Source organism: Seonamhaeicola sediminis, assembly GCF_004358095.2.
GTDB classification, from domain to species: domain Bacteria; phylum Bacteroidota; class Bacteroidia; order Flavobacteriales; family Flavobacteriaceae; genus Seonamhaeicola; species Seonamhaeicola sediminis.
The window spans coordinates 23,903-50,217 of record NZ_SMZJ02000005.1 but is presented as its reverse complement, the minus strand read 5'-3'; the positions used below and the strand labels follow the sequence as shown (position 1 = coordinate 50,217).

General features: G+C 32.9%; 22 protein-coding genes and 2 tRNA genes. 14 read left to right on the top strand and 10 right to left on the bottom strand.

Annotated features, from left to right (window positions below; all coding sequences use genetic code 11):
- Positions 1-20 precede the first annotated feature (20 nt).
- The 5 genes from rpmA to clpX all read left to right on the top strand — a co-directional run bounded on the left by rpmA (position 21) and on the right by clpX (position 6,513).
- A complete protein-coding gene (gene rpmA, locus E1J38_RS09785; protein ID WP_076698461.1) occupies positions 21-281 on the top strand; it encodes a 50S ribosomal protein L27 in 261 nt (86 codons plus the stop codon).
- 216 nt (positions 282-497) lie between these two features.
- Positions 498-3,341 carry a TonB-dependent receptor gene (locus E1J38_RS09780; protein ID WP_133356372.1) on the top strand — a complete coding sequence of 948 codons (2,844 nt, stop codon included), beginning with the start codon at positions 498-500 and terminating at the stop codon, positions 3,339-3,341.
- Positions 3,342-3,347: 6 nt separating this feature from the next.
- The gene (locus E1J38_RS09775; RefSeq protein WP_133356371.1) at positions 3,348-4,355 is read left to right on the top strand and encodes a phytase; all 1,008 of its coding nucleotides are present in this window, start codon (positions 3,348-3,350) and stop codon (positions 4,353-4,355) included.
- 174 nt (positions 4,356-4,529) lie between these two features.
- Entirely contained in the window at positions 4,530-5,204 is a 675-nt protein-coding gene (clpP, locus tag E1J38_RS09770; RefSeq protein WP_133356370.1) for an ATP-dependent Clp endopeptidase proteolytic subunit ClpP, read from the top strand.
- A gap of 76 nt (positions 5,205-5,280) precedes the next feature.
- Complete coding sequence (clpX, locus tag E1J38_RS09765) at positions 5,281-6,513, top strand: ATP-dependent Clp protease ATP-binding subunit ClpX (RefSeq protein WP_133356369.1); 1,233 nt, start codon at positions 5,281-5,283, stop codon at positions 6,511-6,513.
- Between the two features lie 230 nt (positions 6,514-6,743).
- On the opposite strand, the gene E1J38_RS09760 is transcribed toward clpX, so the two are convergent.
- Entirely contained in the window at positions 6,744-8,258 is a 1,515-nt protein-coding gene (locus tag E1J38_RS09760; RefSeq protein ID WP_133356368.1) for a GH3 auxin-responsive promoter family protein, read from the bottom strand.
- Between the two features lie 43 nt (positions 8,259-8,301).
- Between E1J38_RS09760 and E1J38_RS09755 the strand changes: the two genes are divergently transcribed.
- Together E1J38_RS09755 and E1J38_RS09750 are read left to right on the top strand one after the other, a co-directional pair.
- Positions 8,302-9,096 carry a DUF2797 domain-containing protein gene (locus E1J38_RS09755; protein WP_133356367.1) on the top strand — a complete coding sequence of 265 codons (795 nt, stop codon included), beginning with the start codon at positions 8,302-8,304 and terminating at the stop codon, positions 9,094-9,096.
- 60 nt (positions 9,097-9,156) lie between these two features.
- Positions 9,157-9,381, top strand: a complete 225-nt coding sequence (locus E1J38_RS09750; protein ID WP_133356366.1) for a hypothetical protein — start codon at positions 9,157-9,159, stop codon at positions 9,379-9,381.
- Between the two features lie 92 nt (positions 9,382-9,473).
- On the opposite strand, the gene rpsU is transcribed toward E1J38_RS09750, so the two are convergent.
- The 4 genes from rpsU to E1J38_RS09730 form a co-directional block, all read right to left on the bottom strand.
- Positions 9,474-9,668 (bottom strand): 30S ribosomal protein S21, encoded by a 195-nt coding sequence (rpsU, locus tag E1J38_RS09745; RefSeq protein WP_133356365.1) that lies wholly within the window; start codon positions 9,666-9,668, stop codon positions 9,474-9,476.
- Positions 9,669-9,683: 15 nt separating this feature from the next.
- Entirely contained in the window at positions 9,684-10,547 is an 864-nt protein-coding gene (locus E1J38_RS09740) for a sigma-70 family RNA polymerase sigma factor (RefSeq protein WP_133356364.1), read from the bottom strand.
- Positions 10,548-10,839: 292 nt separating this feature from the next.
- A complete protein-coding gene (locus tag E1J38_RS09735; protein ID WP_133356363.1) occupies positions 10,840-13,518 on the bottom strand; it encodes an AsmA family protein in 2,679 nt (892 codons plus the stop codon).
- Between the two features lie 131 nt (positions 13,519-13,649).
- A complete protein-coding gene (locus tag E1J38_RS09730) occupies positions 13,650-14,354 on the bottom strand; it encodes a queuosine precursor transporter (protein ID WP_133356362.1) in 705 nt (234 codons plus the stop codon).
- Positions 14,355-14,423: 69 nt separating this feature from the next.
- Between E1J38_RS09730 and folK the strand changes: the two genes are divergently transcribed.
- A complete protein-coding gene (gene folK / locus E1J38_RS09725) occupies positions 14,424-15,554 on the top strand; it encodes a 2-amino-4-hydroxy-6-hydroxymethyldihydropteridine diphosphokinase (RefSeq protein ID WP_133356361.1) in 1,131 nt (376 codons plus the stop codon).
- Positions 15,555-15,744: 190 nt separating this feature from the next.
- Positions 15,745-16,695: a hypothetical protein gene (locus tag E1J38_RS09720; protein ID WP_133356360.1), complete on the top strand. Its 951-nt coding sequence runs from the start codon at positions 15,745-15,747 to the stop codon at positions 16,693-16,695.
- A gap of 409 nt (positions 16,696-17,104) precedes the next feature.
- Here E1J38_RS09720 and E1J38_RS09715 read toward each other — a convergent pair whose 3' ends face one another.
- From E1J38_RS09715 to E1J38_RS09705, 3 genes are all read right to left on the bottom strand, one after another.
- Complete coding sequence (locus tag E1J38_RS09715; protein ID WP_133356359.1) at positions 17,105-18,064, bottom strand: c-type cytochrome; 960 nt, start codon at positions 18,062-18,064, stop codon at positions 17,105-17,107.
- 332 nt (positions 18,065-18,396) lie between these two features.
- A complete protein-coding gene (locus E1J38_RS09710) occupies positions 18,397-19,059 on the bottom strand; it encodes a class I SAM-dependent methyltransferase (RefSeq protein WP_255449855.1) in 663 nt (220 codons plus the stop codon).
- Positions 19,060-19,065: 6 nt separating this feature from the next.
- Complete coding sequence (locus E1J38_RS09705; protein ID WP_133356358.1) at positions 19,066-19,599, bottom strand: RNA methyltransferase; 534 nt, start codon at positions 19,597-19,599, stop codon at positions 19,066-19,068.
- A gap of 141 nt (positions 19,600-19,740) precedes the next feature.
- Between E1J38_RS09705 and mutS the strand changes: the two genes are divergently transcribed.
- From mutS to E1J38_RS09690, 3 genes are all read left to right on the top strand, one after another.
- Positions 19,741-22,353, top strand: a complete 2,613-nt coding sequence (mutS, locus tag E1J38_RS09700; protein WP_133356357.1) for a DNA mismatch repair protein MutS — start codon at positions 19,741-19,743, stop codon at positions 22,351-22,353.
- A gap of 99 nt (positions 22,354-22,452) precedes the next feature.
- A tRNA-Gly gene (locus E1J38_RS09695) sits at positions 22,453-22,524 on the top strand.
- Between the two features lie 34 nt (positions 22,525-22,558).
- Positions 22,559-22,643, top strand: a tRNA-Leu gene (locus E1J38_RS09690).
- A gap of 68 nt (positions 22,644-22,711) precedes the next feature.
- Here the strand turns inward: E1J38_RS09690 and E1J38_RS09685 are convergent.
- Complete coding sequence (locus tag E1J38_RS09685) at positions 22,712-23,725, bottom strand: LacI family DNA-binding transcriptional regulator (protein ID WP_133356356.1); 1,014 nt, start codon at positions 23,723-23,725, stop codon at positions 22,712-22,714.
- Between the two features lie 122 nt (positions 23,726-23,847).
- Between E1J38_RS09685 and kduI the strand changes: the two genes are divergently transcribed.
- Together kduI and E1J38_RS09675 are read left to right on the top strand one after the other, a co-directional pair.
- Positions 23,848-24,687, top strand: coding sequence for a 5-dehydro-4-deoxy-D-glucuronate isomerase (kduI, locus tag E1J38_RS09680; protein WP_133356355.1), 840 nt, complete (start codon positions 23,848-23,850; stop codon positions 24,685-24,687).
- Between the two features lie 13 nt (positions 24,688-24,700).
- On the top strand, positions 24,701-25,855 hold the full coding sequence (locus E1J38_RS09675) for a BT3233 family polysaccharide utilization protein (protein WP_133356354.1): 1,155 nt from the start codon (positions 24,701-24,703) through the stop codon (positions 25,853-25,855).
- 79 nt (positions 25,856-25,934) lie between these two features.
- On the opposite strand, the gene E1J38_RS09670 is transcribed toward E1J38_RS09675, so the two are convergent.
- Positions 25,935-26,234: a hypothetical protein gene (locus E1J38_RS09670; protein WP_133356353.1), complete on the bottom strand. Its 300-nt coding sequence runs from the start codon at positions 26,232-26,234 to the stop codon at positions 25,935-25,937.
- Positions 26,235-26,315: the final 81 nt, after the last annotated feature.

Sequence of the window (26,315 nt, the reverse complement as noted above, 5' to 3'; positions counted from 1 at the left end):
CAATATAAAATCGAAATAAAATGGCACATAAAAAAGGAGTCGGAAGTTCGAAAAACGGTAGAGAATCAGAATCGAAACGCTTAGGTGTTAAGATTTTTGGTGGTCAAGCTGCAATTGCAGGAAACATTATCGTAAGACAAAGAGGAAACACACACCACCCAGGTGAAAATGTGTATTCTTCAAAAGATCATACATTACATGCTAAAGTAGATGGTATTGTAAAATTCACAAAAAAGAAAGACAATAAATCTTACGTGTCTATAGAGCCTTTTGAAGCTTAAGACTAAGGATTTAATAAAGATTAAAACCCTTTCCAAATTTGGAAAGGGTTTTTTTATGCTTCTATTTTGAGTGTTTTCTAAATATTTTTGAAATGTTAAATTAATTTAAAATATGTGTTTTTTAATAAGTATTTATAACATTATGTTAAAATCTAATTAATAGGGTTGGTTAGATGATTTTGTTATTTCGCTGAAATAATTTATCACTAATTAATCATGAAAAAACAATACGTAATTTTATTTTTAGCCATGGTGTTTTCGTTAATTGGATTCTCTCAAAACGGAAATATTCAAGGTACCATTATTGACGAAAAAGGACTTGCAGTGCCCTTTGCAAGTGTTTTATTAGAATCACTGGATAAAGGAGTAATTTCTGATGCAGACGGAAAGTTTTTGTTTTTAAATATTCCATCTGGTAAGCAAACCATTAAAGTTGTTTATTTAGGGTATTCTGATACTGATGTAGAAGTAGAGGTGACAGAAGGAATAACTACCAATGTAACCGTAACCATTACTGCAAAAGCTTTAGAATTAGATGGTGTTGTAATTAACGGTTATAATAGCGGACAAGCAAAGGCATTGAATGCTCAAAAAAATAAGCAGAACATAACCAATGTAGTTTCAACAGATCAAATTGGTAAATTTCCAGATGCTAACATCGGTGATGCGGTAAAACGTATTCCTGGTATTACCATGCAGGTAGATCAAGGAGAGGCTCGTAATATTATCGTTCGTGGTTTAGCTCCTCAATTAAACTCAGTAACTTTAAATGGAAGCCGTATTCCTTCTGCCGAAGGTGATAACAGAAACATACAAATGGACCTTATTCCGGCAGATATGATTCAGTTAATAGAGGTAAACAAAGCTGTTACACCTGATATGGATGGTGATGCACTTGGTGGTTCTGTTAATTTAGTAACAAGAACGTCGCCTAACGGATTTAGAGTGGCTGCTACCGCTGGTTCTGGAGTAAACTTTATTACTAATAAGCGTATTGTTAATGGTTCTTTCTTAATAGGAGATAGAACTAACAACGGGAAGTTTGGTTATATGTTTTCTGCCTCAATTAATGATACCGATTTTGGTTCAGATAACGTAGAAGCTGAATGGGTAAACGAAGCAGAAAGTCCTTTATCTGGAGATGATATAGAAGTTGATCCTTTTGTTGAAGAATCAGATATTAGAACTTATTTGGTGCAGCGAGTGAGAAGAAGCTTTTCCGCTAATTTTGATTATGCTTTCAATCCAAATAATAAGTTGTACTTAAAAACCATGTACAACTGGAGAGACGATAGAGAAAACCGATACAGATTACGCTACCGCTCCATTGAACCTATTTTTGAAGATGGTACAGAAACTATCACTGGCTTTCAAGGTGAAATTAGAAGAGAAACAAAAGGTGGTATTGACAACGATAGAAACAAAAATGCACGTTTGGAAGACCAGCGTATGCAAAACTATACTTTTGGTGGTGAGCATTTAATAGGAAAAATTAAGTTAGATTGGATGGGGTCTTACGCTAGTGCTTCTGAAGAACGTTTAAACGAGCGATATATTGAGTATGAATTAGAGGAAACGGTTGATAGTGACCCGATACCTTTTAATGCAGATTTTTCTAACACTAGATTTCCTGTAATTGTACCAGCCAATTCTAGCGATGTGCTTTTAAGTAGATATAGTTTAAACGGAATTACTGAAGAAAATCAGTTTACTGAAGAGAAGGACTGGAATTTCTTTACAAATTTACAAATACCATTCTCCCTAGTAAAAGAGAAAGAAGGCTTTATTAAAGTTGGTGGCCGTTTACGTTTTAAAGAAAAAAACAGAGACAATAACTTCTTTGAGTTTTCACCAGAAACAAGCAATTTCGATAATTTAGCATTATTGCCCTTAGTAGATCAAACAGATGCAGATTTCTTAGCAGGAAGTCAATATGTTGCTGGTGCTTATGTAGATCCTGAGTACTTAGGAAGTTTAGATTTACAAAATTCAAACTTATTTGAAAGTGAATCAATTGTTGATGAGTTTTTATCAGGAAATTATCTTGTAAAAGAAGATGTATATGCTGGCTACGCTATGATTAACCAACAAGTATCAGATAAATTGTCTGTTTTAGCGGGTGTTCGTATTGAGAATACAGAAATTGAAACTAATGGAAACTTAGTGGTTTTTGATGAAGATGGTGATTTCGATCCGAACGCTTCTGGAGAAATTAAAGATGATAATTCTTATGTTAATATCCTACCAGGTGTACACTTTAAATATAATGTTGCCAATAATACAGTGTTACGTTTTGCATGGACAAATACTTTGGCAAGACCTAACTATATAGATTTAGTGCCATTTAGAAATGTAGTAAGAGAAGATGAAGAGGTAAGCATTGGTAACCCAGAATTAAGCGCTACAAAATCTATGAATTTTGATTTAATGGCAGAGCATTATTTTAAAAGTGTTGGATTAATATCAGCAGGAGTGTTTCATAAAAACATTCAAGATTTTATTTATACATCACAGTTCACAGATAGCGCTACAGGTTTTGATGCGTTTCAGCCTCAAAATGGTGACGATGCCTCAATTACTGGAGCAGAGGTGTCTTTCCAACGCCAGTTAGACTTCCTTCCTGGTTTTGCTAAAAATTTAAGCGTTTTCTTGAACTATACCTATTTATCATCAAGTGCCGATGGTATAAGAAACGAAGACGGTGACGAACGTACCGATTTAGATTTACCAGGAACTGCACCAAATATGTTTAACGGTTCGCTTTCTTATGGTGGTAAAAAATTAAACTTACGCTTATCATTAAACTTCTCTGATGCATACATTGATGAAATTGGAGGTAATGCGTTTGAAGACAGATATTATGACCAACAATTGTTTTTAGATTTTAATGCATCATATGCATTTAGTGATAATTTACGTTTGTATGTAGATTTGAACAATATTACAGATCAACCTTTAAGATATTTCCAAGGTGTGAAAAGTAGAACCATGCAAATGGAATACTATAGCCAGAGATTATCTGTAGGTTTAAAGTATGATTTATTCAAGAGAAAGAACTAAAAATACATGCAAAAAAATATAGTTTTTATAGTTGGAGTAATGATGGTGTCATGTGGGAAAACGTTGCCGGTTATTGCACCCGATGTAATAACCGAAAAGACATTACATGATACTGATGATCCTGCTATATGGATAAACCCAAACGATGCTTCTAAGAGCATCGTTTTTGGTACTGATAAAGAAACTGATGGTGCCATTTATGCTTTTGATTTAGATGGAAAAATCATTGAAAATAAAACCATTAGAGGGTTAAAGCGCCCAAACAATGTTGATTTGGAATATGGTTTTAAACTGAACGATTCTATCAAAGTTGATGTTATTGCATTTACAGAAAGAGAACGTCAACAAATTCGATTATTTTCTGTGCCAGATATGAAGCCTTTAGACAATGGAGGTTTTAAGGTATTTGAAGATGCTACATTACCTGAGTATAAGCTGCCAATGGGAATTGCAATTTACAAATCACCAAGGACGAAAAAAGTATATGCCATTGTTGGTAGAAAATCGGGACCTAAAAACGGGTATTTGTATCAGTATGAATTTGTTTCTGATAGTTTGGGTGTACACGCCAATTTAGTTAGGAAGTTTGGAGAATTTAGTGAAAAAAAGGAAATTGAAGCTATTGCCGTTGATGATAAAAATGGCATCGTTTATTATTCTGATGAAGGTCATGGTATTCGTAAGTACTATGCAGAACCATCCAAGGGAGATAAGCAGATTTACTGCTTTGGTGGAGAATTTTTTAAAGAGGATATTGAAGGTATTGCCATTGCACATTATCAAAATAATTCCTTTTTAATTGTATCCAACCAGCAAGCAGGAACTTTTAATGTTTTTGATTTAAAAACTAATGCTTTTATAAAAGAGATTAATTTAGGAACAACAGAAACCGATGGTTGTGATCTTACTACCGTTGCTCTAGGGGATAGTTTCCCAAATGGCTTATTTGTTAGTATGAATAATGATAAAACATTTTTTTATCATGATTTAAAAAAATTAGGTTTGCTTGAGTAAGATACATCATAACTTACCTTAGTATTCCTAAACCCCAGTAATAAAGCATATGTAAAATTTTATTATTCAAATTCCAGAGTGAAGAATAGTAGACCAATTGCTCTTAAATAAAACAATAGTTATTTAACTAATAGTTGTTATATTTACGCATTAAAATCTCATTAATTTGTTACTATGGATTACGCAAAAGAGTTTGAAAAATTCGCTACAAAAGATCAAGGTATAAGCAGTACTTATTACAACCAAATAATAAGTAGTATGTATCCCACTAATTTAACGCCAAACATTATTGAAGAACGTCAAATGAATATTGCTATTTTTGATGTATTCTCGCGTTTAATGATGGATAGAATTATTTTTATGGGAACGGCTATCAATGATCAGGTTGCTAATATCATTCAAGCGCAATTATTGTTTTTAGAAAGTACAGACTCTAGTAAAGACATTCAAATATATATTAACTCTCCTGGAGGTAGTGTTTATGCTGGTCTAGGTATTTATGATACCATGCAGTTTATAAAGCCAGATGTAGCTACTATTTGTACTGGTATGGCAGCCTCTATGGGAGCTGTTTTGTTATGTGCCGGAGAAAAAGGTAAACGAAGTGGATTACCTCATTCTAGGGTGATGATTCATCAGCCATTAGGTGGTGCACAAGGACAGGCTAGTGATATTGAAATTACGGCAAGAGAGATTTTAAAGTTAAAGGAAGAGTTATATCAAATTATTAGTAAGCATTCTGGACAGGATTACGACAAAGTTTACGAAGATAGTGATAGAGATTACTGGATGAAAGCTGATAAAGCCAAGGAGTATGGTATGATTGACGAGATTTTAACTAGAGTATAAATAAAAATTCGTAATTTTAATATATTGTTACAGAGGGATTTAATAATTTAAAGCTCTCTAAAATTGAATTAGATTAATGGCAAAGGAAGAATTAGAATGTTCATTTTGTGGTAGAAAAAAGCCAGAAACAAACTTATTAATAGCAGGTTTAGACGCTCATATATGTGACAGATGTATTGAACAGGCACATGGTATTGTACTTGAAGAATCAAAGCAAAATGATAGCAGTGATTTATCGGCGGAGTTAAAACTTCGTAAACCTCAACAAATTAAGGTATTTCTTGATGAGTACATCATTGGGCAAGACATGACCAAAAAGGTCATGTCTGTTGCTGTGTACAACCATTATAAACGTTTATTACAATCCTCTTCAAAAGATGATATTGATATTCAAAAGAGCAATATTATTATGGTTGGACAAACGGGAACAGGTAAAACTTTAATGGCAAAAACTATTGCCAGAATGTTAAATGTTCCGTTGGCAATTGTTGATGCCACTGTTTTAACCGAAGCAGGTTATGTTGGAGAAGATGTTGAAAGTATCTTAACTAGATTGTTACAAGCAGCAGATTATAATCTAGAGAAAGCCGAAAGAGGCATTGTATTCATTGATGAAATTGATAAAATTGCTAGAAAAAGTGATAACCCATCCATTACACGTGACGTTTCTGGAGAGGGTGTGCAGCAAGCGCTTTTAAAACTTTTAGAAGGTACTATTGTTAATGTGCCACCAAAAGGAGGTAGAAAACACCCTGATCAAAAATTTATTGAGGTTAACACCGAAAATATATTATTCATTGCAGGAGGTGCTTTTGATGGTATTGAACGTAATATTACCAAGCGTTTAAATATGCAAGCAGTTGGTTATAGCGCTTCAAAATCTGATGAGATAATTGATCAGGATAATTTATTACAGTATATCATACCTAAGGATTTAAAAGACTTTGGGTTGATTCCTGAAATTATTGGTCGTTTACCTGTATTAACATATATGGATCCTTTAGATTCAAAAACGCTAAGAGCCATTTTAACTGAACCCAAAAATGCTATCATTAAACAATATAAGAAGTTATTTGCGATGGATGATATTGATTTTACCATAACCGATGGAGCATTAGACTTTATAGTAAATAAAGCGATAGAGTACAAGTTAGGAGCAAGAGGGTTGCGTTCGCTTTGTGAAGAAATTTTAACTGATGCGATGTTTGAACTGCCAAGTTCTGATGAAAAGAAATTGAATGTAACTAAAAATTATGCAGAGGATAAATTGACTAAGAACACTTTAAAGAAATTAAAAGCTGTTTCTTAGATTAATTTACATCTAGGTAAAGATATAAAAAAACTAGGCTTTTAAGCCTAGTTTTTTTGTTTTTGGATTATTAATTAATACTGTATTTAAATTTTAATCAGTTTTTTAATTTGGAATAAAAATATACTTATTTAACAAGGCTTCAAAAGTTTTTTTTAATTTTTAGATTATTAGAAGAAATACTCGTTTAAGGACTTTTCGATTTGTATTTAGTCGGGAATATAGTAACTTTAAGAATTTAGCTTTAAAAGGTCATCCATATAATCTCTGGTATTAGAGAGCCTTGGTACCTTGTGTTGGCCACCCAACTTATTATTCTTTTTTAACCAATCTCTAAATAATTGATGACGCGCTATATTTATTTTGGGCTTTTTTAAAGTAATATTGTTGTAACGCTTAGCTTCATAATCAGAGTTTAAAGCCTTTAGAGCATTATCAAATAATTCACTAAAATAATGAATGTCTTTTGGTGGTGTTTTAAATTCAATGAGCCATTCATGTGCCCCCTTTTCTTTACCATCCATAAAAATTGGAGCAGCGGTAAAATCAACAATTTCAGCCTTTGTGCGTTTACATACTTTTTTAAGCGCTTCTTCTGCATTTTCAATGATCAACTCTTCACCAAATACATTAATATGATGTTTAGTTCGCCCTGAAATTTTTATTCGATAGGGATTTAAGGATGTAAAACGAATAGTGTCGCCAATCTTGTAACGCCATAAACCAGCATTAGTAGTAATGATGACTGCGTAATTTTGATGGAGTTTAACATCACTTAAAGGAATGGCTTTCTCATCGGGCGTTCCATAAATATTCATAGGAATAAATTCATAGAAAATACCATAGTCTAGCATTAACAGCAATTCACTAGAATTGTTTTGATCCTGAATTGCAAAAAAACCTTCCGAAGCATTATAAATTTCATAATATCTGAAGTTTTTTTTCGGCAGAATTCTTTTGTACTGATCTATATAGGGTGTGAAACTTACTCCACCATGAAAGTAAACTTCTAGATTTGGCCATACATCAAATAAGTGGACTTTGCCTGTAGTTTCTAAAACATTATTTAACAAAACCAACATCCATGATGGTACACCCGCTAAACTAGTTACATTTTCATTTATGGTTTCATCTACAATCGCCTGCATTTTATACTCCCAATCACTCATTAAGGATACTTTACTACTTGGTGTACTGCTAAACTCTGCCCAAAAAGGCATGTTATCAATTAATATAGCAGACAAATCTCCAAAAACAGTACCGTTTTCCTTATAAAGTTCTTTGCTTCCTCCTAACCTTAAACTTTTTCCTGTAAATAATTGTGAATCTTCATTGTTATTTAAATACATACACAATAAATCCTTACTTGCGGCGTAATGACAATCTTCTAAAGATTCTTCGCTCACAGGAATGAATTTACTTTTAGATCTGGTGGTGCCACTAGATTTAGCAAACCATTTAATAGGGGTTGGCCAAAAAATATTAGGCTCACCATGTCTGGAACGTGAAATATATTCTCGCCAACCATCGTAATTCATAATTGGAATGCGCTCAGCAAAAGTTTCATAATTTTTAATTGAGGCAAAGTCATATTTTTTACCCATTTCAGTGTCTTTTGCAAACCCTACAAGATTATGTAGTAATTCTAATTGTACTTCATTAGGGTATTTTAAAAACAATTCAATTTGATGAAAGCGCTTCTTTAGAAACCAAGATGCAATAGAATTTACTAAAGGAATTGGCATATTTATTCTATCTTTAAGATTTTAAAAATAATACTTTTTTTCCATGTTCTACCAAGGTGCTTTAACAAAAATGGAAACGGAATTTGCAAATCCCATCCAATATTATTTGGTGTTTGAAAACGATTTTATAAATCTGAATCAGCTGTTGAACAAAACCATAACTATGAAGTTTGTTAAATACCAATGTTTAAATTGTGGACAGGATAAACCTATTTATCGTCAAGGGTTTGATAAGCAGTGTTTTTATGAAGTGCCTCAGGCAGCAGATTGGGTGATGCGACCAGAATTGAGTAAAGCTCATTTGGGTATTGAAGACCGTGATTTAGAGTTTGAGAAAAAGACCCAATTACAGCCGCATATTGTGTATTTGGCAAATTCTAGTAATGTAAAGGTTGGGGTGACTAGAAAAAGTCAAGTACCAACACGTTGGATAGATCAAGGCGCTCATGAAGCTATTGAAATTGTAGAAGTGCCTAACAGGTATTTAGCAGGTATTACAGAGGTAGCTTTAAAGGATCATGTTAGTGATAAAACCAACTGGCGTACCATGTTGAAGAATGAAATTAAAGACGAAAATTTGGTAGAATGGAGAGAGCAATTAAGAACTTATATTCCAGAGGAAGCAAAAGACTATTTTATTCAGAGTAATTCTGAAACCAACCTAGAATTTCCTGTGTTTAAATATCCTGAGAAACCAAGGAGCTTAAATATAGTAAAAGAACAATCTTATACTGGTAAACTGGTAGGTTTGAAAGCACAATATTTGATTTTTGAAGACGAAACAGTGTTTAATGTTAGGGGTAATGAAGGGCTGGTGGTTCGCATTTCAATGCACTAACTTTTAACAAGATGCTAACGGTTTAACAATTGTTTATTTAGTATCTTGTAACAAAAAGTTATGAAAATTCCAGTAATGTTTTATGTGGGACTTACCACGTGTCTTTTATTGCTTTTAATATTTGTGGTTTCTATGAATATGGGCTTTACATGGGTGTTTTACACCATGTGCTTAGGGCAAGTTATGGTTGGTATAATGGTTTATAAAGTTTTAAAAGACCAATATACTACTGACAAAACTTTTGAAAATTTTTATGAAGATAGACCTTTTAATTATCATAAATAGACTTTAATAAAAGGCAATTATTTAGTAATACCGCTTGAAACCCAATAAGTAGATATGCTATTAACAAGATTACTTATTGGGATAGAATTTATTTAAATATCTTCAGTATCTCTCAGCTTTTGGATATAGGCTGCTTTTTGAATTTCCTGTCGGCGTTTAACGGAGGGTTTAGTGAAATATTGATTTTCTTTTAGGTTTTGCATGACCTTAACATTTCGGTGTTTTCGTTTGTACCGTTTTAAGGCACGCTCAATATTTTCGCCTTCTTTTACTATTATTTTTAACATATTTTTATTTTTTAGTTACCCTAAATACATTTTTAAAACTTTGTTTTTTGAAGAATGTCGCAATCTACGAATCCCCTTCTCTTTAATTTGTCTGACACGCTCTCTAGAGAATCCAATATTATCACCAATTTCTTCCAGACTCTTAGGGCGTTTTACACTAATACCATAAAAGTGTTTGATTACATGTGCTTCTTTTTCAGACAAAGTTTCTAAAACTCGATTCATTTCAATATTCAAGGACGATTTCATTAATGCAGCATCAGGCTGTGGTGCTTCTTCAGACTTTACTACATCATACAAATTAGAATGTTCACCTTCTTGAAATGGTGCGTCCATAGATAGATGTCCACCACTCACTCTCATAGATTGCTTTACATTATTTACACCTATGTCTAGGCTTTTGGCAATTTCATGGGCACTGGGTTCGCGCTCATGTGTTTGTTCTAAATGTGAATAGGCTTTTCTTATTTTATTAATGGAGCCAATTTTATTTAGTGGTAATCTTATTACACGTGCTTGATCTGCAATGGACTGTAAAATGGATTGTCTTATCCACCAAACAGCATAAGAAATAAACTTAAATCCTCTGGTTTCATCAAAGCGTTTTGCAGCTTTTACTAAACCAGCATTTCCCTCGTTAATCAAATCAGGTAGGGATAATCCTTGATTTTGATACTGTTTAGCAACCGAAACCACAAACCTTAAATTGGCTGTCACAAGTTTATCCAAGGCTTTTTGGTCACCATTTTTAATCCGTTGTGCTAGCTCTACCTCCTCATCTGCCGTAATCAATTCTAGTTTACTAATATCTTGTAGATATTTATCTAGTGATTTAGATGATCTGTTGGTAATTTGTTTTGTGATTTTTAATTGCCTCATAAAAGTTATTTAAATGTTTTAGTATTATACTTCTATGTAACCTATAATAAAAACTGTAAAATCCAAAAAATTAACCTTTTTTGTTAAAAAATGACCTAAAATTGATTAAAATGACACTTTTTAGATGCGTTTTAGCTGTTTTTGGTGATTTTTGGTTCTATTATCAATAGACCATTCACACCAAGCGTATTTAGTAAAGAATTCTACATTTACAATTCTAGTAGTTAACTTTTAACAAGGTAAAATAGTAAGCCGAAAACAAAGCTCCTAAACAGGAACGTACTAGAACTAACTAATTCACAGTATCTTTATCTTTTTTCTTGTTGCCTATTAAGCCTCCAAGTACATTTTTAATAATCTTTTTGGTAGCCTTTGTGCTGTCGGTAGCAGTAGAATCTTGCGGAGTTTTATTCTTAAGAATGTCATTCAAAACAGTTTCAACGGTATTGTTTTGTTGCTTTTTTATAGAATCTGTTTTTGTTTTGTTGCCTCCAATAACATCGCCTATAAGATCTTTTACCTTGTCTTTACCCTGGTTTAATAGCTTTTGCTTTTGAATTTCAATAAGCTGATTTGTTAGGTTTTTAACACCGCTGGTTAAATCGGTTTTTACAATGGGTTTGGTAAAAATGCCAGTAATATTTGCTGTAACAGGAATTGTAATATTGTTTACTTGTACATCATTAATTTGACTAATAAGTCGATTGACTTCACTGCCTAAATATTTTGCAGGCACATTAAATACGGCATTATAATCTAGAGATTTGTCAAAACCGTGGGCACCCCAAACTTCAATCTTTATGTCCTGATATTTAAAATTAAAAGGTTTTACAGCAACTTTTCCGTTAGCAAACTCTAACTTAGTTTTTACATTTTTTAAATCTAATTTTTCAAAATCTATAAAGTTAATTGAACTCCCTAATTTGCTCAAAATTCCATCTTCAATATTAATTTTTGTAGTTAATAATTCAGCTAAAGCATCACCAGAAACAGAACTTAACACTGGTGAGAATTCTTCATCTAAACTGCCTGAAAGATTTAAAGACGTATTTAATTTTCCTTGAAGTAACTTAGCAATGGGCGCTAAATTTTGAAATAACTCTAGGTTTTTAAAAGACTGGGAAATATCAAAATCACTAGCACCTATATTTAAATTGAATATAGGGGTCTTTTCTATTGTTGAAACGTCTCCGTTAATGGCTAGTTTGCCGTCAAAAATTGAAGATGTCATATTTTGGAGTGATGCTTTTTGATCTTTTATAAAGAGTGTTCCTGTAACGTTTTTCAAATTTAAATTATCGTATACTACTGTTTGTGCAGTAGTGCTTATAATACACTCTAAAAAGTCTGGAATTTTAAGTGATTCTTTATCTCCGCTAGTTTTATTATTCTCAGAAACTGTTTTGTCTTCATTCATAAAATCACTTACCTTAAATAAGTTAGAATTTACATTGAAGTTGCCTTTTAAAGTATTGTTACTTAACAAAAACCCAAGTAAATTATTAATGGTTCCAGTGGCACTTATATCGCTTTCACCAGCTTTAGCTTTAAAATTTTTAAGTGAAACGGTTCCAGGATTAAAGGTCATATTTGCTTGAGAAATATGAATTGGGTTTACAATATCTTCAGAAGAAAACACAAAATCAGTAATACTAACAGAGCCACTATTTTTAATGCGTTGATAGGTATTGGTTTCGATAGCATTCATGTCAAAAGACGTATGAATATTTCCTTTTAAAACGCCTGTTAAAGGGTTTTTTAGCTCCAAAGGATACACTTTAGTAATGTTTTCTAAATTTAAAACACCATCAATCTTGGCATTAACTAACATATTTTTGGTTAGATTCTTTAGAGTAGCTGAAGATTTAAATACGTCTTCATCTATCTTGAAATTTAAGGCATTAATGTTAATGTAAGTATCGTTAATATGCCCTGTTTCGTTTTTTAATTCAGTCTCAATAGAAATATTACTTACTCTTTTTGGTAAATCTGGATATTTAAACGAAGCGTTATTAGATGAAATCTTAATATCTAAATTAGGAATAGTTTCTTCAGAATTTAAACCCTTTATGCTACCTTTTACCTTAAACTCTCCTGAAGTTTGAACATCTTCAATGTTTTTTGAATAGGTTTTTGGAATAACAGCAAGGAAATTTTTAAAATCTGATTCTGGGTTTTCAAATGTAATATCAATCTGTTGGCCATTTTCTAATAGCTTTACAAATCCTTGAAATTCAATAGGTAAATCGTTAATGTAGCCTTTATTATCCTTGAAGCTATATTTTGAATTTTCTAAATCCAGATCAATTAATGCATCCAACTTTATAGGATTACTATTTAGGTAGTTTGTACTGTCTAAACTAATACTCAAATTAGCTTTACTTTGTGTATTTAATTCTGAAACTTCTGTTGAAAAGAAGCCATGACCTTCATGATTTAATTCTGTAATATGAATTAAAATATCGGATCCTTCATCAATGTAATAGAAAGCACTATTGTTTATTTTATAATCCTGAATATCAAAGGTAAAGTTGCCTTTACTCTCAGAGTTAGATTGATTTTCTTTCTCTTTGGTAATATCGTAATTGTTGTTCCCAAGTTTGTCGGTTTTCAAATTCAATAATGCCTCATCAATACTAATTGTGTTAATCACAATAGGGTCGTCACTAACTTTTTTAAATAATTCTTTAATAGATATGGTAAATGAAATATCCTTGGCAGTAGCAAAAGTTTCATCTTTAAATGGCTTAAAATTGGTAATTATCAAATCGTTTACACGTACTTGAGCTTGGGGGAAGTTTCTTATAAAGCTCAAACTTACATCACTAAACTCTACTTTAGCATTAAGATTTTGGTTGATAAAGCGTTTCACCATATCTTTAATTTTACCTTGAAAAGCAAAGGGAAGCATTATTAAAAGTGATGTGATTATAAGAATGGCAATTCCGGTTATTTTTAGGGCTTTTTTCACACGTTTAAATTTTAATAAATTTTGAAATTTATTAACACTCGTTTCATACAGAAAATTCTTTTAATAAATATACGGAAGACTAAGCGGTTTGGTTGAAAACCAATGAAAGTTTAATTTAAATTTAACTTGTTTTAAAGTAATTCTATTTCTTCATTGACTTTAAGTTTGAACCTTGTCCTGAAAATATAAACTCCCAAATACAAAAAGGGGGTGTCGCAAGCAGCAACCAAAACTTTAAAAATAAAACCGCTTAATAGAAGTCCCAAAAATTTATCCCAAGCTATGATATTAAACAAACATAAAAGGCCAACAACAGTGAATGTATCAACAAACTGCGAGAACCAAGTAGAAAAGTTGTTTCTTAGCCATAAGTGTTTGCCATGAGTCAATCTTTTCCAGAAATGATAAATTTGAATATCAACAAATTGAGCAAAAAGATAGGCCATCATACTGGCAAAAACCGCTAAAATAGTATTTCCAAAAACAGTGTTAAACATATCATTACTAACAGGAGACCATGGAGTAGCAGGAACTAAACTTGATGAATAAACAATTAAAAGCGAAAAAAAGGAGGCAAAAATGCCAGTAACAACTACTTGATTTGCACGCTTTTTACCATATATTTCACTAATTAAGTCGGTAATCAAAAAGGTAATAGGATAGGGTAAAATGCCAACCGAAATTTCGAATAGCTTACTTCCAAAAATTTCAACATCAACTGGATACCAATAAAAGAATTTTTGAAAAATCAGATTAGAGACTACCAACGATGTAATAAATAATGCACCTAAAAGCATATAAATACGTTGTGCAGCTAGTTTGTCTTTTTGAGTCATGCAAATTGTGAATAAATACCTTTTGTAAATATAAAGGAAACCATTTACTTTTTCTTATTTTGCCTATCTATGATGCAACCTACCACGTTTCATATAGCCCTAGGAAGCAATAAAGGCGATAAGTTTAAAAACCTGCAATTAGCGGTAGATGCCATTCATACTGAAATTGGAAACATCAAACTAATTTCTAAGGTCTACAAATCACCAGCTTTTGGTTTTGAAAGTGATGATTTTTTAAATGCATGCTTGGTGTTAGAAAGTAATTTAAAGCCTCAAAAGGTTTTAAAAGCATTGTTGAAGATTGAAAAATTACTAGGGCGCACTAGGAAAAAAGGTAAGGGCTACGAGGCACGCATTATAGATTTAGATATAGTCTTTGCTGGTGATGAAATAATCAATACAAAAACATTACAAGTGCCACACCCTGAAATGCAACAAAGGCGTTTTGTGCTCTTGCCATTAAATGATATTGCACCTAAATTCAAACATCCCAAGTTATCTAAAGAAGTATCTGTATTATTGAAGGAGTGTGGGGATGATTCCATTTTAGAACCTATCAATATTTGGCTAAAAAACCCAAGAAAAGCCTTTAACTTCTCTAAGTACAATTATATAGCAATTGAGGGAAACATAGGAGCTGGCAAGACCAGTTTAGCAACTATGATTTCTCAAGATTTCAATGCAAAACTTATTTTAGAAAGGTTTGCTGACAACCCGTTTTTGCCAAAGTTTTACAAAGATGCGGCGCGTTACGCTTTTTCACTGGAAATGTCATTTTTAGCAGATAGGTATCAACAAATTTCTGATGATTTATCTCAGCTAGATTTGTTTAAGGATTTTATTGTAAGTGATTATGATATATTTAAATCGCTTATTTTTTCAAAAATTACTTTGCAAGAAGACGAGTTTAAACTCTACAGAAAACTATTTAACTTAATGTATAAAGACATAGCAAAGCCCGATTTGTATGTATACCTTTATCAAAATACACCACGCTTACAAGAGAATATTAAAAAGCGAGGACGCAACTATGAGCAAAATATTCAAGATGACTACCTAGAAAAAATTAACACAGGCTATTTAGAATTTTTAAAAACCCAGTCCAGTTTTAGTGTGAAAATCATCGATATCTCAGATAAGGATTTTGTAAAAAACCGAAGTGATTATTTAAATTTATTAGGAGAAGTTTGTAAGGAATGATTTTTGCAACAGACTTCAATAGATTCTGTGTAAATTTCTATTTAAGTTGTTTTTTATAATGCTTCAATCGTTTGTTTTTCAGAAAAATAACTTAGATTTTTTTTTGATATTGAAATTATCCAACCATAATGGAGCAGGATAGTTTGTAGGCTTTTAAACATTATTTTTGGAAAAAATAATTGCGATTGATATGAAAAATTTAAAATTTAATTACACCCTAGCGCTTGCTGTGACTTTTTTGATTTTCGGAATATTTTTGTCTTGTCAAACTGAAGGTGAAACTTCCGAAGATGTAGAGGAAGTCATTGTAGAGAATCCAAATCCAAATCCAGACCCAGATCCAGATCCAGATCCAGACCCAGAAGTAATAGTTGATGAAGATACAGGTCCTTATACAACATGTAACCCAGATGGTGAAAATGCTACTAGAACATCAAACGATCTTCCAAACCCTGTTAATGTTGGGACTATTGATGATAGGAGTTGTTATGCCAATTACAAAGAAGTTGAAATTGATGGACTTACATGGGGAATATATAATATAACAGCCGGCTCTAATAATCAAGACGCTGCAAACACCTTACAACCAAGAATAGAACGTTCATTACCTGTAGCTGACTCTAATGTTGGATCATCTGTCAAATTTACAGGAGACTTTAGAATATTAGAAGTAGGAGATACAGGCTCTTTTGGTTCTAGTGGAAGTTATATAGCACAGGCTAAGGGCCAACATACTGGTGGTGGTGGTTCTCCAGATCCTGCTATTTGTTTATATAGAGCTCATCCTGTTTACGGTACAGGTAGTAACGCAGACAAGCAAGTTGCTTTCGATATTTATGCAGAGCGTATCTTAGAACGTGGTGGATCGGGCAGCGGTAGAGAAGTTGTTCTACTGAAAAGAGTAAATAAAAATGAAATAACTTCTTTTGTGTTAGAGGTAGGTTTTAAAGTTGACCCAAACGATTCTTCAAAAAAAATACACTATTGTAACGCCATAATTGGTGGTGAAGCATTTAATTGGAATATTCCAGACCCTGAAAGAGGAACACAATCGAAAATTAGATATGGAGCATACCGAGTTAGAGGTGGTAGAGCACAAATTAGATGGGCAAATACTACGCATGATAGAGTTCAAAACTAATTTGAATTTGAATTAGAAGTGTATACTGTTTATTTAGGAGGTACAAGTGAATATGAAAAGTTTTAGGGTAATTGATATAATATGTTGATAATTTGATTTTTAGTGGGTTTCTACTACATATATCGTTAGGTGTTTCGCATAATTATTTTTAAATTAAATTGGAGGTTTTAATAAATCAACGCAGCTATTTTGTTTTAGATGAATCCCTTGACCAGAGAAGATAATTTTTATTAGGAATGAAACGACTTACAGGAATATATTTGGTTAAAAGGTTTTCAAAAGATGTTAAAAAGTAAATAGCTGCCTTTATATAATGTTAAACTTTTTTCAGGTCGAGAGGAGTCAAACAAGATATAAAGACTAGCACATTGATGTTGTGCATTTCTTTTCGTGGGGTTTTTCGTTTATTCTAGTTGTAAAAAGAGCGTTCCACTTTATTGCTAATTGCTGGTATGGTTTGTAAATATTCAAAAATAGCACCAGCCTCTTTGTCTGTTAGCTGTGTATAGGGGGCCATGGGGTACCTCATGGCGTTTTCACCTTTTTTAATTCCGTATTTTACAGTGTTTATAAAGTCTTCTTTTGTCCAAGTTCCAATTCCAGTTTCTTTATCGGGTGTTAAGTTTTGCGTCAACATCACACGGCCCTCTTCATTCAAAGGCTTGTTGCCACCTCCAAAATAGCCTTCGCTTAAAGAAGGATCCATATAGTTATTTGTCTTAAAATCTGCCGAGTGGCAAGAAAAACAATCTAAGTTATGAGCTAAATATTTGCCCAGTTCAATATCATTGTTGGGGTCTGGCATTTCTATTGTTTTATTTGGCATTGAAAATGGCTTAAATGCTACGCGACATAGTAGTTTTGTTAAAAAAGAGGGTTTTGTTGGGGTATCAGGAATAGCACTAGAGACAACCATTGGGTCGTCTGATCTTAAAAATGCAATAATAGCATTAATATCTTCATCAGCCATCTTGGGTAATTTTGCCATGTATGGAGGACTATACTGTCCATTTTTTTTAATACCAGTTCTTAATAGGTACACTATTTCTCCATCTGTCCAATTTCCTATACCGTATTCCTTGTCTTGAGTAATATTTTGTGAATATATTTTGCCGAATTCAGGAGGAGCATCAAGCATTCTTTTACCTGTTAGTTTCCTTGTTTCGCTATTCATGTGGCAATTGGCGCATAACATCATTGTTAATTTCTTTCCTCTTTCAAGGGCTTGAGGTGTGCTTTTAGCATGAAAATCAATTTGTTCAACTTTGTATGATGGAATATCGGTTAAGCCAATGTAGAGTAGAAAAATGGCAATTAGGCCTAATATTGCGGCAATGCCAATACCTAAAATCTTTAAAATTTTTTTCATGTTTTTGGTTTTGTGGGTAAGCAGAACATGGAAAGATAGATAGGATTATAAATGTACATGATTTAAAAATTTTGTGCAAGCCAAAGATGTTGATCAATTTCTATGAGTAAAAAATAGTAGTTTAAATATTGATAAACGAATAAATGAATTGATTCTTTATTAAGGAACAGAGTTTTAAAAGGGTGTGTTTTTAATGAGGGTTACTGAGTTTTTTTCAGTTATTTTTGTATTCACATCTACTTTAAAAGATACGACTTCAAAAATTTGATTGGGGTAATAATAGGGTTTGATAATTTTTTGTGGTGTTTTGAAATCTAAAATATGGCTTTCTTTTAAATGGCATTTTGATATAATGTGGTTACAATCCGCCCTCTATTGTTTCTCATAATATGTTCAGTTAAAAATGTTTCTTTTTTAACTTTTAAATTAAAAGGCGGCAGTAAAATATTAACTCCACTGTTTTTTTTAGTTCTGTTGCCTTGTCCAGAAATGATATCTACATTGGGAATGAAATTACCCATAGGGATGTGCTCTGTTAGGATAATATATTTGTAATTAATTAGTTTTTTAATAATTTTTTCAATTTCAGAGTTGGATAAGTGCTGTAAAACTTGTCTTAAAATAATGCAATCTGCAAAGGGCAGTTCGTCTTTGGAGATATCTAGACAATGAAACTCTAAATGAGCCTCTTTAAATAGTCTTTTGTTTCGTTCAACAAGAGGTTTAACAATATCTATGGCAATGTATTTTTTAGTGTGTGGAGCTAAATGTTTTCCGATATTAAAATCGCCACAGCCTAAATCACAAACTAATAGTGGGGTTTCAAATGATTTTAAAAATGTAATTACAGTTTCTAGATAAGGATTTATAATATCTGGGTTATGCGAACCCACACCAGAGTAAAAATCAAATTCATTGCCACCCCAAAGATGCTTTTCATAGATTTGATTCATAACATCTTTTGTAGGCCAAGGTATTTTTCTTTTTTTAACCACTTGATTTTAGTTTGGGTTTAGCTTGCTAAAAAGATCCCAAACCACCACGCCACAACTCACTGAAATATTTAAAGAATGTTTGGTGCCGTATTGAGGGATTTCAATTACTGCATCACTGGCAGAAACTACATTTTGAGAGACACCTTTTACTTCATTGCCAAAAACAAGGGCATAGGTTGTTTGTGGTTTTGGTTTAAAATCGTTGAGCATAATAGCACTTTCAGCTTGTTCAATAGAACAAATATTTATATTGTCATTTTTTAGTTTTTCAACAACTTCAAGTGTGTCTTTAGCATATTCCCAATCAACAGATTCTGTACTTCCTAAGGCTGTTTTATGAATGTCTTTATGAGGGGGTGTTGCTGTGATACCGCAGAGGTAAATTTTTTTAACTAAAAAGGCATCACTCGTTCTAAACACCGAACCAATGTTGTTTAAACTCCTAATATTATCTAAAATTATAATAATTGGTGTCTTTTCAACGGTTTTAAAATCTTCAATACTAAGTCTGTCTAGTTCACTGTTTTTTAGTTTCCGCATGTTTCTATTGTTAAAATCTCGTTGTAATTGTAGATAACTTATGGTTTTTCAGCTTCAAAAAACATGAAATTAATAGTACATTGCATGCTTACATCCCGATAGTTATCGGGACAAAAGTAAGACTTAAAAACTATTTGACCATTGGCTAAAAAAGCAAAAAAAGAAACCCCCTTAATGAAACAGTACAATGCTATAAAAGCAAAGTATCCTGATGCATTATTATTGTTTCGTGTAGGTGATTTTTATGAGACTTTTGGTCAAGATGCGGTTAAAGCAGCAGGTATTTTAGGTATTATTTTAACCAAACGGGGAGCTGGGAGTGAAAGTGAAACAGAATTGGCTGGTTTTCCGCACCATTCATTAAATACTTATTTGCCTAAACTGGTAAAGGCTGGTGAGCGTGTAGCTATTTGCGACCAGCTTGAAGATCCTAAACTCACCAAAAAAATTGTGAAACGTGGTGTTACTGAATTGGTAACTCCAGGCGTAGCATTAAATGATGAAGTTTTGGTGTCTAAATCAAATAATTTCTTGTGTTCGGTTTATTTTGATGAAAAATATATTGGAGTGTCTTTTTTAGATATTTCAACAGGTGAGTTTTTAACCTCGCAAGGTAATGCTGAATACATTGATAAACTACTTCAAAACTTTAATCCTAGTGAAGTTCTGGTTTCAAAACAAAAAAGAAGTCTTTTTAAAGAAACTTTTGGTGAAGATTTTCATACGTTTTATATAGAAGATTGGGTGTATCAAACCGATTATGCTTATGAGACTTTAACGAAGCATTTCAATACTAAAACTCTAAAAGGTTTTGGTATTGAAGATTTATACGAAGGTATTATAGCATCAGGGTCTATCTTACATTATTTGGGTGAAACACAGCATCATAAATTACAGCATATTACTTCTATTTCCAGAATAGCTGAAGATGATTATGTCTGGATGGATAAGTTTACCATTAGAAATTTAGAGCTATATCATTCTACCAATAACAATGCGGTTACGTTGTTAAATATTATTGATAAAACTATTTCGCCTATGGGCGGACGTATGCTTAAGCGTTGGTTGGCATTGCCTTTAAAGAGTTTAGATAAGATTAAGCAACGTCACGAAGTTGTTGATTTTTTAACTAAACATGATGAGGTTCATCATAAGATTCAAGGATATATAAAGCATATTGGCGATTTGGAGCGATTAATATCGAAGATAGCTACTGCCAAGGTGAATCCGCGTGAGGTCATTCAGCTTAAAAATTCCCTAGAAGCCATAGTGCCTATAAAAAGTATTGCTTCCAATTCTAAAAATGAATCGTTACGAGTTATTGGAGACAACCTTCAAAGTTGTGAGGTACTCCGTGAAAAAATAAAAGAGACACTTAATGAAGAAGCACCGGTTAATATTTTAAAAGGTAATACCATTGCTCCTGGTTTTTCTTCAGAATTGGATGAATTAAGAGGTTTATCTAAATCAGGAAAGGATTATCTTGATAATATGTTGGAACGCGAAAGTGAACGTACTGGAATACCTTCTTTAAAAATAGCTTCCAACAACGTATTTGGGTATTATATTGAAGTGCGAAATACCCATAAAGATAAGGTGCCTCAGGATTGGATACGAAAGCAGACTTTAGTAAGCGCCGAGCGTTATATTACTGAAGAGTTAAAGGAATACGAAGCTAAAATTTTAGGGGCAGAAGATAGAATTCAAGTTATAGAACAAAAATTGTTTTCACAATTGGTAACATGGATGAACCAATATATAAATGTGGTTCAACAAAATGCTCATTTAATTGGGCAACTAGATTGTTTGTGTGGGTTCGGTCAGTTGGCCAAAGATAATAATTATATCTACCCCATGATTGATGAATCTTTTGATTTAGATATTAAAGATGGTCGCCATCCAGTTATTGAAAAGCAATTGCCTTTAGGAGAAGCATATATTGCAAATGATGTTTTTTTAAATAGGGTTGACCAACAAATCATTATGATTACAGGCCCTAATATGTCTGGTAAATCGGCTATTTTGCGTCAAACCGCTTTAATTGTGTTGTTGGCTCAAATTGGAAGTTTTGTACCGGCACAATCGGCAAGAATTGGTTTAGTTGATAAGATTTTTACTCGAGTTGGAGCCAGTGATAATATATCAATGGGCGAATCTACTTTTATGGTAGAGATGAATGAAACGGCTTCTATTTTAAATAATATTTCTGATAGAAGTTTAGTACTCTTGGATGAAATTGGACGAGGTACAAGTACTTATGATGGTATTTCCATTGCTTGGGCCATCAGTGAGTATTTGCATGAACACCCTGCAAAGCCTAAAACCCTATTTGCAACGCATTATCATGAACTTAATGAAATGTCTGAAACCTTTGAACGTATTAAAAATTTCAACGTATCTGTAAAAGAACTCAAAGACAATGTGTTGTTTTTAAGAAAGCTTATTGAAGGGGGGAGTGCGCATAGTTTTGGTATTCATGTGGCTAAAATGGCGGGAATGCCACAGCAGGTGTTGCATAGAGCTAACAAGATTTTAAAGAAATTAGAGCAATCTCACTCTAGTGAAGAACTTACCGATAAGGTGAAATCTATTCAAAATGATATGCAACTTAGCTTCTTCAATCTTGATGACCCGTTACTTGAAAACATAAAAGACGAAATTATACATACAGACATTGATACGCTTACACCTGTAGAAGCACTCATGAAGCTTAATGAAATAAAACGGATGTTGGTTAAGAAAAAACAGGCGTAAAATAAATTTTATTTATTTTGGTAAAAGGCTTTGCAATTACTGGAAATATTTTAAATTTGCATCCGCAATCGAGAGATTGTATGTTCATAAACAAAGACTGCGAAAGTAGCTCAGGGGTAGAGCATCACCTTGCCAAGGTGAGGGTCGCGGGTTCAAATCCCGTCTTTCGCTCTGATACTTTCTTAAGTTCAAAATATCAAGCGATGCTGAAGTGGTGGAATTGGTAGACACGTTGGACTTAAAATCCAATGGCCATTATGGCCGTGCGGGTTCAAGTCCCGCCTTCAGTACAAAGCCTTACTAATTTTAGTAAGGCTTTTTTGTTTCCATTAATCAGGTATTTGTATTTCGAAGCAAATTAATTTTTTTGAGATGAATTTCTTATTATCAATTCTACATCCAAAACTTTACTTTCTTTATTAGTAGTTTCGTTTTTAATTTGCTCAATAAGCATATTAGCTGCTATTTTTCCCATTTCAAAATCAGGTTGATTAATGGTGGTTAAGCCCGGTTCTATTACAGATGAAATAGGGTCATTGTTAAATCCAGCTACAGCAATATCTTCGGGTATTTTAACTCCCATGAATTTTAAATATTGCATGGCGCCTATAGCTGCGGTGTCGTTAGAGGAATAAACACCATCTATATTTTCCATTGATATAATTTTTTTGGCAAAGGCTACACCGTCTTCCTCTGCTAGTTTAGACTCAAAACAATAACTTTCTTTAAATTCTAATCCATTGTTAATTATGGCATCAACATACCCTTGTTTTCTGTTTTTGTACAAATCTATAATCTGAGGACCTGCAAAATGGACTATATTTTTGCACCCAGATTGTATTAAATGTTCTGTTACTGTGTAACTTGCTTTGTAATCATTAACACTTATACTAGAACAGTTTTCAAAACTACAGGGTCTGTCATAAAATACAATAGGACCACCATAATCTAAATAAGGTTTTAAATAATCAAAAGAAGTTGTTTGCATTGAAATTGAAATTAGAACGCCGTCTACTCTATTGGATAGTAGCGTATTCATTATTTTTTTTTCTCTTTCAAAACTCTCAAAAGACTGGCAAATAATTACATTGTAGCCACTATTTTGAGCAGTGTCTTCAATTCCAGAAATAACACTTGAAAAGAAACTTCTGGAGATTCTGGGAACTATAACACCAATGGTATTTGTTTTATTTGTACGTAAGTTAGATGCTAATATATTGCGCTGATAACCAAGTTCTTCGGCTTTATCAAGAATCTTTTGTTTGGTTTTTAACGAAACACGAGAACTGTCATTTAATGCTCTTGATACTGTTGAACTATCAATTTTGAGAGCCTTGGAAATATCATGTATCGTTATCTTTTGCTTTTTCAAATTTTGAAGTGGAAGTGAAATGTACCACAATAACAAATATAAAAATAAATCCCAATAATCCAATCGATTGGATTATTGGGATTTATTTATTACTTTTACGGTTGTTAAATTTAAACATTGATATGGTGAAAAATAGTGAAGTGCGTTATGCAGCTTCTCCTAGAGAAGTAAAAAGGATGGATACTCAAGAATTAAGAGATGAGTTTTTAATTGAAAATGTCATGACAGTTGATGGTATAAATTGGGTTTATTCGCATTATGATAGATTCATGACCGCTGGGGTTGTTCCTGTAAACGATGTAAAGCTGGAAACGGTAGACCAATTAAAATCAGAATACTTTTTAGAACGAAGAGAGCTAGGTATCATAAACATTGGAGGAAAAGGTTCTGTTACTGTTGATGGAACAACATACAGTTTAGATAATAAAGAGGCTCTGTATATTGGAAAAGAAAATAAAGAAGTTGTTTTCTCTAGTGAATCTCAAAGTAATCCTGCCAAGTTTTACTTAAACTCAACACCAGCACACAAAGCCTATCCTACAAAAAAAATAGGAACTAATGATGTAGAAGTTGTTGAACTAGGTGCACCAGAAACAGCTAATGCCAGAACGCTTAGAAAGTATATTGTAAATAGTGTTGTTGATGTTTGCCAATTGCAAATGGGAATGACTTCTTTAAAAACAGGTAGTGTTTGGAATACTATGCCAGCGCATGTTCATGACAGACGCATGGAAGTGTATTTTTATATTGATGTTCCAGAGGGACAATCTGTATGTCATTTTATGGGGCAAACAGACGAAACCAGACATATATGGATGCAGAATGAACAGGCAGTAATTTCGCCACCTTGGTCTATACACTCAGGGTCAGGAACTAGTAACTATACGTTTATATGGGGAATGGCAGGAGAGAATTTAGATTATGGTGATATGGATGTGGCTAATATTCCAGATTTAAGATAATATAGTTTTTAAGATGAAAGTTCTAAAATTATTGATACTGTTCTTATGTTTATCTTGCAGTCAAGAAAAAAACCAGATAGTCATTGAAATAACTAATAGCCTTGACATAGAAAGGAAATATGAAACTGTAGAGCTTTCTAAAGGCTTTTTAGAGTTAGAGAATCTTGAAGGTTTGGGGGTTAAGGATTTAGAGACTAATAAACTTTTAACATCTCAGTTAGTTGATAATGATGGTGATGGTGTAAATGACGTTTTGTTGTTTCAGCCAAATGTGCCGGCTGGAGCCACAAATAATTATCAGGTTACCAAGGTCGCTGTAGATACAGCTGAGGTAGTTTGCTATTCAAGATTTGTTCCTGAACGAACCGATGATTATGCTTGGGAAAACAATAAAGTAGCTTTTAGAACTTATGGGCCTAATGCACAATATAGATTTGAAAACAAACTTAAAGAAGGTACCTTATCCAGTGGAATAGACGCTTGGTTGAAACGAGTTGAATACTCCATAATTGATAAGTGGTATAAGAAATACACTGAAAAGACAGGTACTTATCATAAGGATACTGGCGAAGGATTGGATAATTTTCATGTAGGAAGTAGTAGAGGGGTTGGAGGCATTGCTTATAAAAAGGATAGTACGTTTTATATTTCAAAAAACTTTTTAAACTATAAAACTATAACTACTGGGCCGCTTAGAACCAGCTTTACTCTAGATTATGGTACTTGGGAAGCAGGAGATACGTTGATTAAAGAGTCTAAAAAAATAACCCTAGATTACGGTAACAACCTATCAAAGTTTGAAATTTCTATTGAAGGTGTTGATAGTATTTCAGCTGGTTTAACATTACATGAAAAAGATGGAGTGGTTACTTCTAATAAAGAAGAAACTTGGTTAAACTATTGGCAACCTCATGACGATGCAGAATTAGGGACAGCCATAGTTACTACCCCTGCCTATTTTTTGGGTACAGAAAAATACGAAACGGAACAAAAGGATTTGAGTAACGCTTTCATGCACTTAAAAGTGATAAGCAATAAAGTAGTTTATTACGCTGGTTTTACTTGGAGCAAAAGTAACCAGTTTAAGAATCAAAATGGTTGGGAACAGTATTTACATGATTTTGCTAAAAAATTAAATACCCCTTTGGAAGTTAAGTTGGTTAAATAACCAATAATAATTTGAGTTTTAGATATTAAAAAAGCAGCCTTTTGGCTGCTTTTCTATCTTCTTAAAAAGTTTAGAACAATTAGTGTCCTGTAGCTTCTTTTATTTTATCTTTTGCAGCTTCAGCAGCATTGTCCACAGCTTCACCAGTGGCCTCAGCAGCTTCTTCAACAACTTCTTGGGCAGCATCAACGGCATCGTTTGCAGCTTCTTCTATGGCGTCAGCAGCGTCGTTTGCAGTTTCCTCAACAGCTTCAGCAGCATCATTGACAGTTTCTTCAATAGCATCTTGAGTTTCTTCTGCCTTTTTAGTGTCTCTACAAGAGTTTAGAGATAAACTCATAGCTAATAAAATAGCAGTACTAAAAATTAGTTTTTTCATAATTTTTGTTTTAGTGTTAATTAAAGGGTTTTAAATATTTGATTACTAATGTAATAGGTTTTATCCAATATTTAAATGATT

What these genes read in the sequence shown, in the direction of transcription:
- E1J38_RS09715 (WP_133356359.1), bottom strand. Translation starts at nt 18,064, where the DNA reads ATGAAAAAAATTTTAAAGATTTTAGGTATTGGCATTGCCGCAATATTA.
- E1J38_RS09760 (WP_133356368.1), bottom strand. Translation starts at nt 8,258, where the DNA reads ATGCCAATTCCTTTAGTAAATTCTATTGCATCTTGGTTTCTAAAGAAG.
- E1J38_RS09730 (WP_133356362.1), bottom strand. Translation starts at nt 14,354, where the DNA reads ATGACTCAAAAAGACAAACTAGCTGCACAACGTATTTATATGCTTTTA.
- folK (WP_133356361.1), top strand. Translation starts at nt 14,424, where the DNA reads ATGATGCAACCTACCACGTTTCATATAGCCCTAGGAAGCAATAAAGGC.
- E1J38_RS09740 (WP_133356364.1), bottom strand. Translation starts at nt 10,547, where the DNA reads ATGAGGCAATTAAAAATCACAAAACAAATTACCAACAGATCATCTAAA.
- E1J38_RS09750 (WP_133356366.1), top strand. Translation starts at nt 9,157, where the DNA reads ATGAAAATTCCAGTAATGTTTTATGTGGGACTTACCACGTGTCTTTTA.
- E1J38_RS09755 (WP_133356367.1), top strand. Translation starts at nt 8,302, where the DNA reads ATGTTCTACCAAGGTGCTTTAACAAAAATGGAAACGGAATTTGCAAAT.
- E1J38_RS09675 (WP_133356354.1), top strand. Translation starts at nt 24,701, where the DNA reads ATGAAAGTTCTAAAATTATTGATACTGTTCTTATGTTTATCTTGCAGT.
- clpX (WP_133356369.1), top strand. Translation starts at nt 5,281, where the DNA reads ATGGCAAAGGAAGAATTAGAATGTTCATTTTGTGGTAGAAAAAAGCCA.
- rpsU (WP_133356365.1), bottom strand. Translation starts at nt 9,668, where the DNA reads ATGTTAAAAATAATAGTAAAAGAAGGCGAAAATATTGAGCGTGCCTTA.
- clpP (WP_133356370.1), top strand. Translation starts at nt 4,530, where the DNA reads ATGGATTACGCAAAAGAGTTTGAAAAATTCGCTACAAAAGATCAAGGT.
- E1J38_RS09780 (WP_133356372.1), top strand. Translation starts at nt 498, where the DNA reads ATGAAAAAACAATACGTAATTTTATTTTTAGCCATGGTGTTTTCGTTA.
- E1J38_RS09705 (WP_133356358.1), bottom strand. Translation starts at nt 19,599, where the DNA reads ATGCGGAAACTAAAAAACAGTGAACTAGACAGACTTAGTATTGAAGAT.
- E1J38_RS09720 (WP_133356360.1), top strand. Translation starts at nt 15,745, where the DNA reads ATGAAAAATTTAAAATTTAATTACACCCTAGCGCTTGCTGTGACTTTT.
- kduI (WP_133356355.1), top strand. Translation starts at nt 23,848, where the DNA reads ATGGTGAAAAATAGTGAAGTGCGTTATGCAGCTTCTCCTAGAGAAGTA.
- rpmA (WP_076698461.1), top strand. Translation starts at nt 21, where the DNA reads ATGGCACATAAAAAAGGAGTCGGAAGTTCGAAAAACGGTAGAGAATCA.
- E1J38_RS09670 (WP_133356353.1), bottom strand. Translation starts at nt 26,234, where the DNA reads ATGAAAAAACTAATTTTTAGTACTGCTATTTTATTAGCTATGAGTTTA.
- E1J38_RS09775 (WP_133356371.1), top strand. Translation starts at nt 3,348, where the DNA reads ATGCAAAAAAATATAGTTTTTATAGTTGGAGTAATGATGGTGTCATGT.